The organism is Streptomyces sp. NBC_00104, from assembly GCF_045160825.1.
Taxonomy (GTDB): domain Bacteria; phylum Actinomycetota; class Actinomycetes; order Streptomycetales; family Streptomycetaceae; genus Streptomyces.
In genome coordinates this window covers 438,508-449,752 of sequence record NZ_CP108215.1, presented here as the reverse complement: position 1 = coordinate 449,752, position 11,245 = coordinate 438,508, and the positions used below count along the sequence as shown (strand labels likewise).

At 71.2% G+C, this 11,245-nt stretch carries 11 protein-coding genes; 5 read left to right on the top strand and 6 right to left on the bottom strand.

Going from position 1 to position 11,245, the window contains the following annotated elements:
• Positions 1-59 precede the first annotated feature (59 nt).
• On the bottom strand, positions 60-1,244 hold the full coding sequence (locus tag OG272_RS01795; protein ID WP_327731802.1) for a PP2C family protein-serine/threonine phosphatase: 1,185 nt from the start codon (positions 1,242-1,244) through the stop codon (positions 60-62).
• Between the two features lie 156 nt (positions 1,245-1,400).
• Here OG272_RS01795 and OG272_RS01790 point away from each other — a divergent pair, with 156 nt between their 5' ends.
• A complete protein-coding gene (locus OG272_RS01790) occupies positions 1,401-1,877 on the top strand; it encodes a MarR family winged helix-turn-helix transcriptional regulator (RefSeq protein WP_405892284.1) in 477 nt (158 codons plus the stop codon).
• 179 nt (positions 1,878-2,056) lie between these two features.
• On the opposite strand, the gene OG272_RS01785 is transcribed toward OG272_RS01790, so the two are convergent.
• Both OG272_RS01785 and OG272_RS01780 read right to left on the bottom strand, forming a co-directional pair.
• Entirely contained in the window at positions 2,057-2,461 is a 405-nt protein-coding gene (locus OG272_RS01785) for an STAS domain-containing protein (RefSeq protein WP_328222207.1), read from the bottom strand.
• Between the two features lie 115 nt (positions 2,462-2,576).
• Positions 2,577-3,452 carry an RNA polymerase sigma factor SigF gene (locus OG272_RS01780; RefSeq protein ID WP_326573530.1) on the bottom strand — a complete coding sequence of 292 codons (876 nt, stop codon included), beginning with the start codon at positions 3,450-3,452 and terminating at the stop codon, positions 2,577-2,579.
• A 335-nt stretch (positions 3,453-3,787) separates the two neighbouring features.
• On the opposite strand from OG272_RS01780, the gene OG272_RS01775 reads away from it, so the two are divergent.
• The 3 genes from OG272_RS01775 (at position 3,788) to OG272_RS01765 (ending at position 5,550) form a co-directional block, all read left to right on the top strand.
• Positions 3,788-4,627 carry a SigB/SigF/SigG family RNA polymerase sigma factor gene (locus OG272_RS01775; RefSeq protein ID WP_405892281.1) on the top strand — a complete coding sequence of 280 codons (840 nt, stop codon included), beginning with the start codon at positions 3,788-3,790 and terminating at the stop codon, positions 4,625-4,627.
• A 113-nt stretch (positions 4,628-4,740) separates the two neighbouring features.
• On the top strand, positions 4,741-5,043 hold the full coding sequence (locus tag OG272_RS01770) for a DUF5133 domain-containing protein (RefSeq protein ID WP_327731805.1): 303 nt from the start codon (positions 4,741-4,743) through the stop codon (positions 5,041-5,043).
• Between the two features lie 39 nt (positions 5,044-5,082).
• The gene (locus OG272_RS01765) at positions 5,083-5,550 is read left to right on the top strand and encodes an ATP-binding protein (RefSeq protein WP_327731806.1); all 468 of its coding nucleotides are present in this window, start codon (positions 5,083-5,085) and stop codon (positions 5,548-5,550) included.
• Positions 5,551-5,589: 39 nt separating this feature from the next.
• Here OG272_RS01765 and OG272_RS01760 read toward each other — a convergent pair whose 3' ends face one another.
• From OG272_RS01760 to OG272_RS01750, 3 genes are all read right to left on the bottom strand, one after another.
• On the bottom strand, positions 5,590-6,024 hold the full coding sequence (locus OG272_RS01760) for an ATP-binding protein (protein ID WP_327731807.1): 435 nt from the start codon (positions 6,022-6,024) through the stop codon (positions 5,590-5,592).
• A 164-nt stretch (positions 6,025-6,188) separates the two neighbouring features.
• Positions 6,189-7,913, bottom strand: a complete 1,725-nt coding sequence (locus OG272_RS01755) for a SpoIIE family protein phosphatase (protein ID WP_405892278.1) — start codon at positions 7,911-7,913, stop codon at positions 6,189-6,191.
• Positions 7,914-8,152: 239 nt separating this feature from the next.
• Entirely contained in the window at positions 8,153-9,241 is a 1,089-nt protein-coding gene (locus OG272_RS01750) for a glutamate--cysteine ligase (RefSeq protein ID WP_327731809.1), read from the bottom strand.
• 557 nt (positions 9,242-9,798) lie between these two features.
• Between OG272_RS01750 and rox the strand changes: the two genes are divergently transcribed.
• Entirely contained in the window at positions 9,799-11,226 is a 1,428-nt protein-coding gene (gene rox, locus OG272_RS01745) for a rifampin monooxygenase (RefSeq protein ID WP_405892277.1), read from the top strand.
• The last annotated feature ends 19 nt before the right edge of the window (positions 11,227-11,245 follow it).

Sequence of the window (11,245 nt, the reverse complement as noted above, 5' to 3'; positions counted from 1 at the left end):
GTGTCTCCTCATGTGCTGTCGTGCGCCTCCCCGCATCGGGAAACGGCTGGTGGACGAATTCATCGGTGGGACCGGCCGGCCTCCTCGCGGCCGAACCAGTCGAGGCAGACCACGAGCGCGTCGTCGTCCGCCACGGGGGTGCCGCGGTGTCCGGAGAGCTCTCGGAGCACCGCGCCGGGGACATCGGCGGCGGGCAGCAGACGGGTGGCGTTGACCGCCCGGGCCAGTGCCCGCTCCCCGTAGGTCTCCCCGCCGGGTGTGGCGACGGAGTACACCCCGTCGCTGACGAAGACGAGCCGGTCGCCCGGTTCGATCGTCAACTCCTGGGTGGTGTAGTCCGTCTCCTCGAACATGCCCAGCGGCAGCTGTGCCTCCAGGGCGACGGAGCTGACGCTCCCCTCGCGCAGGAGCAGCATCCGCGGGGAGCCCGCGTCGACGACCTCCAGGTGTCCGGTGGCCAGGTTCAGATCCAGCAGGAGCACCGCCAGGTGGAGGTCGCCGCCGTACTGGGCGTGGAGGGCTTGGTCGGCGAGAGCCGCCTGGTCCGCGATGGGGATGCCGGCCCGGCGGGCGTTGCGCAGCGCGTTGATCCCCAGATGGGTCAGCAGGGAGGCCTCGATGCCCTCGCCCATGCCGTTGGTGATGTACAGCAACAGGTGGTCGGCGTCGGCGGACCAGTCGAAGTTGTCGCCGAAGATGGCGTAGGCGGGCTCCAGTTGGCCACCGAGCGCGTACTCGGCCCGGGTGGAGGACCGGCCCGGCAGCAGCTGCCACTGCATCTCGGCCGCCAGGGTCAGTCGGCTGGAGCGACGTGCCCGGACGTACACGTCGGTGTCCCGCTCCGCGACGACCAGTTCGTGTCCCAGTACCTCGGCGAGCTCGGTCAGTTCGGCGAGGCTCTCCTCGGCGTGCGCGGCGGACGGCAGTGTCAGACGCAGCACGCCCAGCCGGTCACCGCGGACGGTGACCGGAAGATGCGCCCGCACCCGGCCGTCGCCGCGCTTCTCCACGTACGGCTCCTGCGCCCCGAACGCCCGGCCGGTCGGACCGTCGTGCATCGGCAGGGGCTCCGGCGGGTTCGGGCGCGCGGGCACGGGCCGCAGTGCGAGGAGCGCGTAGTCGGCCAGGTAGAGCTCGACGTCCCGCGCCGACCAGTCGTCGTGCAGTACGTCGCGGACCACGTCCACCAAGTGGTGCGGAGCAGCGGAACGAAGTGCTCGTTCGGCTGCCACGAATCTGTTCACGATGTCGGATACGCCATTCTTTCCACGGTGACGGTGTGGCGCCCGCGCTGCCGCGGACGCCGTCTGCCGGTACTTGTGTACCTGTTTCGGATTTCGTGCGTGGTTTGTCCGCCCTCGCGGGCTGACAGTGTTCGAGAAGCCTGCAAGAGTGGGTGCGTGACTTCCTCCGCCTCGCAGCCACGGCCGGACGAGGTGGCGCGAGTGACCTCCGAGGCGGCCGAGCTGCTGGAGGTCCTGTGGGGGCGCGCCTCGACGGCGCCGGTGTCCGCCTCCCAGATCCGCGTGCTGTTCATCCTGGAGCACAACGACGGCATCAATCTGCGGATGCTCGCCGACGCCCTCGGCTCCACACCGCCCTCCACCAGCCGGCTGTGCGACCGCCTGGAGGCGGTGGGCTTCGTCGAGCGCCACGCCAGCACGGCCAGCAGGCGCGAGCTGTGTCTGCGGCTGAGCCGGCGCGGACGGTCCTTCCTGGTGGACCTGCGCGCCCGCCGCGAACGCGCCCTGCGGACCGTGCTGGAGCAGATGCCGGCCGTGAAGCGCACCGCGCTGCTGGAGGGGCTGGAGGCGTTCTGCGTCGCCGCGGCGACGCAGATCCACGAGGGCGACGCCACCGACGCCCGGAGCGCCTGACCGCCGCCGACCCGATCCCGGTCCGACAGCCTCATCCCAACCCTTTCCATGCTCTTGGCCCCGGCTCACTCTGTTGCTTCCCGGCCATAGTTGTCAAACGACAACTGTTGGTCATGTGTGTGCCCCGCACGCCGACGGAACGCACCGAGTGGCGCTGCTCATCGGCGCGTCGACGACGGCTATTCCTTCGCCGTGGGTTCGTCCGGATGCCGGGCGACCTGACCGGAATCCACGGCGGCCAGCGCCTCGTCCACGCTGTCCACCGTGGCCACGGTGATGCTGACGCCGGTGAGATCGAGTATGCGCCGCACGGCCGGCGTAGGGGCGATGACGTACACGCCGCCCGGGATCCTCCGCACCTCCTGATACGTCCGCAGGATGATGTTCATGCCGGACGAGTCCATGAAGGGGACGGCCGACACGTCCAGCAGGAAATGCCGCCGCCCGTGGCGCAGTTGGTTCGCCAGGTGATGTTGCAGCTCGGTGGCCGTGTCGATGTCCAGTTCGCCCTCGATCGTGAGCAGCACGGCGTCGTCCCGGGGCAGGTCGACCTTGATCGACAGGGGATTCTGGGCAACGGACACGAGAGCCTCCAAGGCGCTACCGATCGGGACGGGTGCCCCGATTCGCGGATTCGACGCATCGCCCGGCGATGCGCCCGTGCGCATACCCGCGAATCGTCCGGACACACGGCCCCGATCAGGCGACTCCGGGTTCCAGGAGGCCCGCGCGCAGCCGCTTGATGATGCGGCTGATCAGCCGGGACACATGCATCTGGGACACCCCGAGCTGCTCGGCGATCTGCGACTGGGTGAGTTCCTCCACGAACCGCAGATGGAGGATCCGCCGCTCACGGTCGTCGAGTTCGGCGATCAGCGGCGCCAACGAGTGGAAGTCCTCGACGAGTTGCAGCGACGGGTCCTCCTCGCCGATGAGGTCGCCCAGCGCGGTGTCGCCGTCCTCACCGCCGTCGGAGGTGAGCGCCGCGTCGAGCGAGGAGGTGTTGTAGCCGTTGGACGCCTTGCGCGCCTCGATGACCTCCTCCTCGGACAGGGACATCAGCTCGGACAGCTCACGCGTCGTCGGCATGCGGCCCAGCCGGGACTGCAGTTCGTCCGTGGCGCGGGCCAACTCCACCCGGGCCTCCTGCAGCCGCCGCGGCACATGGACCGCCCAGCTCGTGTCCCGGAAGAACCGCTTGATCTCGCCGACGATGTACGGCACGGCGAACGTGGTGAACTCCACCTCCCGGGACAGCTCGAACCGGTCGATGGCCTTGATCAGCCCGATGGTCCCGACCTGGACGATGTCCTCCAGGGAGTCCTCACGGCCGCGGAAGCGCGATGCCGCGTACCGCACGAGCGAGAGGTTCATCTCGATGAGGGTGTTGCGCACGTACTGATACGCGTGCGTGCCCTCGTCCAACATGGCCAGCCGGTCGAAGAACTGCCGCGACATCTCCCGCGCGTCCTTCGGCCTGACCCGCGACGGGTCCTCGATCAGGGGCAGGTCCACCCCATCCGCCGTGACCCTCCCCCGTGCCGTGGCCGTTGTGCGTGCCGTCACGGCTGCCATGCTGTCCACCCCTCTCGCCCGAAGCCTTGTTGCCACCCCACGCTTGCCCCGCAACCGGCGACTCAGTCCCACTTCGCCGGGAAAGGGACCGTGTCCCTCCCCACTCTGGCCAGAAGTCGCCGCCGATCCCGGCAACGGGAATCACCGCCGCCGGCGATCCGTCACCGCGGATGCGGGCAGCGTTGTTTGTCCCTGGAATCGCGGGGCAAGCGGAAGTCCACGCCTCCGGATCGGAGGCACGCCGGCGGGAACGGTGTTCCGCGCCCGGGCCTTGGTCGCCCGCCCACCGTTCCCCGCCGCAAGTCCCTGAAAGCGTCGTTCAGGAGCGATTTCCCATGCTGGTCAATGTGTCCGCAAACGGTTCAGGCACCTCCGTCCGTCCCGGTACCCCCGACAGGAGGACGCACGACGACGCCCCCGACACCGCCCCCGCCTTCGCCCGGCTCGCGGCGATGGAGCCGGGACCCGAACGTGACCACGTACGAGACGAACTCGTCCGGGCCTGGCTGCCCATGGCGCACCGCATCGCCGGCCGCTTCCGCAACCGCGGCGAGTCGCTGGAGGATCTGCGCCAGGTCGCCGCGATGGGACTGGTCAAGGCGGTGGACCGCTACGAGCCCGAGCGGGGCGCGTTCGAGAGCTACGCCGTGCCCACCATCACCGGCGAGATCAAGAGGCACTTCCGCGACCGGATGTGGACGCTCCGCGTCCCCCGGAGGGTCCAGGACCTCCGCAACAAGGTGCGCGTGGCACGCCGCGAACTCAGCCAGACCTCCGGCGGTGCCGCCGAGCCCTCGGTCGCCGACATCGCCGCCCTCGCGGGGCTCACGGAGGAAGAGGTCAACGCCGGCATGGAGGCGCTCGACAGCTTCAGCGCCCTGTCGCTCGACGCCGAGATGTCCTCGGGAGACGACGGCTACAGCCTCGCCGACACCCTCGGCGCACCCGACACGGCGTACGACGTCGTCGTGGACCGGGAGGCGGTCAAGGAAGGGCTGCGCCGACTGCCCGAGCGCGAACGCGCCATCCTCTACATGCGCTTCTTCGAGGACATGACGCAGAACCGTATCGCCGACCGTCTCGGCATCTCCCAGATGCACGTCTCCCGCCTCATCAGCCGCAGCTGCGCCCGTGTCCGTGAAGAGGCCCTCGGCCGCACCACACCCTCCGCCTGAACCGTCCGCCCTACGCCGTCGTCCCGGCCGACCCCTCCGCCCGGCGGCCGGACCCCGTCGTCCCGAACACCCAGGCCCGAACACCCAGGCCCGAACACCCAGGAGCGAAACAGATGCTGATGCCCCATCCCGCGACCCTGCGCAGGCTCGTCGAGGAGTACGAGTCACTCGTGGCCCACGAGGGTGAGCGGAGCGACCCCCAGACCGCTCGCCGCGCGCAGGACCTGGCGTACACGCTGTGCGTGTCCACGGGGACCCGGGACGTCCAACGGGCTCTGGAGGCGGCGCGCGGGCAGCTCGCCGCCGCGCAGGCGAGCGCGACCGCCGAGCTGTGCGGGAACCGGGTGATACTTCCCGCCGACCTCGGCAGCCATGGTCCGGGCGCGAGCGGGTATGCGGCGCTCCATGAACAGTGATGAGCGGAGCTGTCCCGAGTCGTCGACCCCGCACACGCCATGACATCGACGGAACGTCACCCCCTCGTGGACCACGACACCGCATCCGTGGAGGGATCGTCCGCCCGGGCGGCGCGGCCGCCGGGCGCGATCACCACCGCCGCGGCGGCCCGCCGTCATGTGCGGGAGTTCGTGGGGGAGAGGTGGCGTTCCTCGGGCGGGCCGCCGACCGAGCAGTCGATGATCGATCTCATCCTCGTCGTCTCCGAACTGGTCACGAACGCGGTCCGGCACGGCGGCGGCATCGCCGAGTTCGATGTCGCCCTCACTCCTGAGGGCGTGCGCCTGAGTGTGCGGGACCACAGCGCCGCCGTGCCCGTGGGCCTCCACGGGCCCGGCGTGCTGCCCCGCGCCCACGAGGGCAACGGCTACGGATGGCCGCTGATCAACAGGCTCTCCAGCGAGGTGGACGTCGAGCGCCGCGCGTCCGGCGGCAAGACGATCAGCGTGCTGGTGCCGCTGACCTGACGCCTCCCCCTGACGCCGCACCGGGGCAGGAAGGACGCCTCACCAGGGCAGGAAGACGTGGACGTCCTTGCCGTGGTCGTGCACCACCACGCTCACCTCGTCGCACAGCGTGTGGATCAGATACCAGCCGATACCGCCGCCACCCTTGCTGGGACTGAAGGGGCGCGGCGCGGGCGGCGTCGTGCTCGTGTCCCCCAGCGTCACATGCACACCGTCCAGGGTGCGGCGCATCGTCAGCTCGAAGCGCCCCGGGGCGTACTGCACCGCGTTGGCCGCCAGCTCGGTGACCACCAGCAGGATGTCGTCCCAGTGCTCGACCGCCCCAGGCGGTGACGTGTGGGCGAGGACGCCCAGGAACCCCTCGGCGGCCGTACGGGCCCCCGTCACGTCGCCGAGCTCTCCGTCGAAGGCGGCGTGGCTGTCGTAGATCTCCTCGGCAGGCAGTTTGTCGTCCCTACGTGGCTCTGTTGCCATCTCGTCTTCCCCGGATCGGCTGGTTGAGGCGGACGCGATGTCGCGTTCTCCTCCGACGCTCGTGTTTCCCGTGCGGGGAGGGGCTACGCGTGCGAAAGCGCGGGGAAGTGTGGGGCCTTGGGGAAGAGAGTGGCCCTCCGGGGTCCTCGCCGGGCGTCGGCGCTCTACCGGTCACCCGCCTCACCGTCCTCGGTCGGCATGCGGAAGACCAGCAGGGCGATGTCGTCGTCGTTGTCGACGGGACGGGTGCGCTCCAGGAGCAGGTCGCAGAACACGTGCAGGGGCCGGTGGGCGAGCGCCGCCGCGTGCTGGCGCAGCCGGGCCAGGCCCCGGTCGAGGGTGTACCCCGGTGACTCGATCAGGCCGTCCGTGTACAGCACGAGCGTGGACCGCGGCGGCAGCGGGGTGAGCGTGTCGGTGCGCGCCCGTATCAGCCCCGTGCCGAGCAGGTGGTCGTGCTCCTCGTCCAGGAACCGGGACCGGCCGTCGTGGGTGATCAGCAGCGGCGGCGGATGCCCCGCGTTGGTCCACCGCAGGGCCCACGCGTCGTCGCTCTGCTCGATCCGGCCGAAGATCAGGGTCGCCATGGACGCCTCGGCCACGTTCACCACGGCCTGGTCGAGCCGTTCCACGATCGCGCTCGGCGGCTCCTCCAGAGCCCAGGCATAGGCCCGGAGCATGTTGCGGACCTGCGCCATCCCGGCTGCCGCGTCGATGTTGTGCCCGACGACGTCCCCGATGGCCACCGCCGTGGACCCGTCGGCCAGCGAGAACGCGTCGTACCAGTCGCCGCCGACCTGAGAGGACTCCGACGCCGACTCGTAACGCGCGGCCGTACGCAGCCCCGGCACCTCCGGCATCTGGGGCAGCAGATGGCGCTGCATGGTCTCCGCGATGTGCCGCTGGCGCTGGTACAGACGCGCGTTCTCCAGTGCCAGCCCGGCCCGGCGGGCGATGTCCTCCAGCAGGGACAGTTCGGCGTCGGTGAAGGCCCCCGGCCGGTCGCTGAGGCCCAGCGTGAGGGCGCCGAGCACCGCCCGGGGCCCGCGGATGGGCGCGATCGCCGCCGAGCGCATACCCGTCTCCTGGAACAGCTTCTGCTGCGCGACCGCGATCCCCGAATCCGGCGGCCCCTGGTAGGTCGCCGGCCCGGCCAGGGCCGACGCCGCCCCGCGCAGCGCCCGGGACAGCGGCATGAACGACTCCTCGTGCACCGGCGGCAGCGGGCCCTCCAGCTCCTCGCGCCGCACCACGACGCCGTCGCGGTGGGTCGCCACCGTGGTCCGCCAGACGTCGTCGCTCTCGGTGATCAGGTCCACGATCGCCCAGTCGGCCAGCCGTGGCACCACCAGCCGGACCAGGCGCGCGACCGCCTCGTCGGCGTCCAGCGTGGAGGTCAGCCGGGTCGTCGTCTCGGCGAGCAGCGCCAGCCGCTCCAGCTGCGACAGCGTCGTCGACTCGGTGGTTCGGAGCGTGCCCTCCTCCGGGTCGCACTCGTAGAAGAGAACCGCCGCGCCGGTCACGGTGTCGCCGAGCCGGCACGGTGTGACCAGCCAGGTCACCGGCAGCAGCGTGGCGTCACCGCGTCGGAACCACACGCGGGCCCCGCCGCTCGTACGGCCGCTGAGGAACGCCCGCATCATCGAGCACGCCGCACGGGGCACGGTCTGCCCGAGATGGTCGCGGTGCAGCAGCTCGTGGGCGTCCCGGCCGACGAGTTCGTCGGCCGGGCGGCCGAGCAGGGTCTCCGCCCGCGTGTTCACCGTGACGATCGCGCCGTGGTCGTCCACCACGTACATGCCGGCGTGTACGAGATCGGGCAGCCCGTCCGGCGACCGCACAGCCGGGGGCGGCTGCCGTTCGGTGTGATCCGGACTCCACGCGCTCATGCTCGGGGTTCCTCCGACTCCGGTCGCGGACGGGTCTGTCGCACGTGCCGACCGACGGGTCCGCGGTACGTGCTGCACGCATTACCCCGTCTCCGACGACCTACGCTCACAGGGTCCTCGACCGCAGGTGGGAGCGTGGCTCGTCGCCGTGCGGCCCGCCGCCTGCCGTGCGCGAACGGCGACGCCCCGGTCACCGTCCGCGTCCTACGCGAGTGGTGCCGGACCCGGGCCCGTCGGGCTCACGCCTGCGTGTGCCGTACGCACGCGGTGACCACGTCCCGCAGACTCCCCGTCCGCTCCATCACCTCGCGCTGCACCCGGGCCCCGTTGCCGCGCCCCATCAGCTCCGCGACGGCGTCACGGGCGCGGTCGGCGTCACCGCTGTCGACGAGGGCCTCCTCGACGTGGTCGAGGAGCGCGCGGATCACGTCGACGGCGGGCCGGGGCCGCATCGTCACGGGGTCCAGGAGGTTCTTCGACATACCGGAGCGGGCGGCCCGCCAGTTGGCCAGCCGCAGCATTCCCGCCCTGTGTCCGAGCGGCTCGGCCCCGGCCCGCCACTCGCGCGCCGCGGTCTCCACGAGCCCGCGGACGAGGGTCGCGACGAGGACCGCGGTGTCGGGGTGCAGACAGACGTCCGCGACCCGGATCTCGACGGTCGGATAGCGCCGGGACAGTCGCGCGTCGAAGTAGATCATGCCCTCGTCGCGCAGGACCTCCGTGGCGATCAGGTTGGCGACGTAATGGTGGTACCGCTCAGCCGAGCCGAAGACGTCCGTCGGCCCGGCCATCGGCCACCTGTCCCACACCTGGCTGCGGTAGCTGGCGTACCCGCTGTCGTGGCCCTGCCAGAAGGGCGAGTTCGCGCTCAGGGCCGTCAGGACGGACAGCCAGGGCCGCATCCGGTCCAGGACGGCGACACCCTCCTCGTCGGACTCGACGGACACGTGCACATGGCAACCGCAGACGAGCTGCACCTGTGTGTGCAGGCCGAACTCCCGCGCCATCCACAGATACCTGCTGTTCATGGTGATCGTCGGGCTCACCGGCAGCGGCGACGTGGCCAGCGCCACGACCGCGCTGCCGAGCCCCTCGGCATGGCGCGCCGCGTCCTTGCGACAGCGGATGATCTCGGCTCCCAGGTCGGCCATCGCCGACTGCGGGTGCGTGGCGAACTCCACCTGTTCGTCGTGGAGCTCCTTCTCGAACACGTCCTGCCCCGTCCCCTCCTGCGCGGCCCGCGCCAGCACCGCGGCGGCCCGCGCCTGCGGCTCGCCGGTCTCGGGGTCGACCAGGAGGAGTTCCTCTTCCACTCCGACGGTACGCACGTCATCCGGCCCTTCTGCGCTAGGTGGTGAGAGCCGTGTGCCCTCGGACGACGCCGGGACACCTCACCGGGCGGCGTGCGACGGAGGAGGACGCGGAGCGCGAGAGGGATACCGAGGTGGTCGAGCTGTTCCGCAAGGCACAGGCCGACAGTCGCAGGGGCGCCGACCTCGGCAAGCAACTCCTGCGCCGACGTCCGAACGACTGGCGGCCCGCCCCCGGGCCGCCTGCGGTTCGGGAGAACATCGGACACTCCGTTCCCGGCACAGCGCCATTGTGGGCACGGTCCGGGCCGTCACGCGAACCGGCGGGAGCGGACGTGGCGGGGAACGGGGTGTCCGTCCACGGCGGACCGGAAAGGGCGCCGGGAACGACTCCGGGAAAGGCGCCGGAAAAAGCACCTGGAACGACTCCGGAAATCCGGAAACGACAAAGGCAAGGAGTTCGACCACTCCTTGCCACTCTCAACGTATAGCGCACCAGGGGGCTTGCGGCAAGGCCCGGCCCGTGCCGCAGAATCGCCGACCGAAGCGAGAATCTGCGCACATGGGGGATTGAGATGATCGACGTGATCGTCGTCGGCGGCGGACCGACCGGGTTGATGCTGGCGAGCGAGCTGCGGCTGGCCGGCGTGGACACGGTCGTGCTGGAGAAGCTGACCGAGCCGACCGGGGAGTCCCGCGGACAGGGACTGCACGCGCGCAGTGTCGAGGTGATGGACCAGCGCGGCCTGCTGGACAGGTTCCTCGCGGTGAGTGAGACGTTCCAGGTCGGCGGCCTCTTCGGCGGCATCATGAAACCCTGGCCGGACAGTCTGGACACGGCGCACGCGTACGGCGTGGCCACCCCGCAGCCGGTCACCGAACGCCTGCTCCACGAGCGCGCCGTCGAGCTCGGCGCGGACATCCGGCGCGGCAGCGAACTGGTCGGGCTGAGCCAGGACGAGAACGGTGTGACCGCCGAGCTGGCGGACGGCACGCGGCTGCGCGCCCGCTACCTCGTCGGCTGCGACGGCGGCCGCAGTGCGGTGCGCAAGCTCCTCGGCGTCGCCTTCCCCGGCGAGCCCGCCACGGTCGAGACGCTGCTGGGCGACATGGGAGCGACCGAGGACCCGGCGACGATCGCCGCTGTCGTCGAGGAGGTCCGCAAGACCCAACTGCGGTTCGGCCTCGCCCCTCTCGGCGACGGGAACTACCGCGTCCTCGTACCGGCCGAGGGCGTGTCCGAGGACCGTACGACCGCACCGACCCTGGACGAGTTCAGGCAGCGGCTGCGCGCCTACGCGGGCACCGACTTCGGGGTGCACTCGCCGCGCTGGCTGTCCCGGTTCGGCGACGCCACCCGGCAGGCCGAGCGCTACCGGGTCGGCCGGGTGCTGCTGGCCGGCGACGCGGCGCACATCCACCCGCCGACCGGCGGACAGGGGCTCAACCTCGGTGTGCAGGACGCGTTCAACCTCGGCTGGAAACTGGCCGCCGCGGTCAACGGCTGGGCGCCGGAGGGGCTTGTGGACAGCTACCACGCCGAGCGGCACCCGGTGGCCGCCCGCGTGCTGGTCAACACCCGCGCGCAGATCACCCTGCTGGGGTCCGATCCGGGTCCGACCGCGCTGCGGGAGCTGTTCTCGAAGCTGATGGACTTCGAGGAGGTGAACCGGTACGTGACCGGGATGATCACGGGGGTCGACATCCGCTACGACTTCGGCGAGGGCCACGAGCTGCTCGGCCGCCGGATGAGGGACGTACAGCTGAAGCGGGGGCGCCTCTACGAGCTGATGCACGACGGTCGCGGCCTGCTGCTCGACCGGACCGGCCGGCTCTCGGTGGAGGGCTGGGCGGACCGGGTCGATCACGTCGTCGACGCCCCCGAGGACCTGGACGCGCCCGCGGTGCTGCTGCGCCCCGACGGCCATGTGGCGTGGGCCGGCGAGGAGCAGCGGGAGCTGCTCGACCGGCTCCCGCGGTGGTTCGGGGCCGCAGCCGGCTGAGCGCGGTCGTACGGGGGAG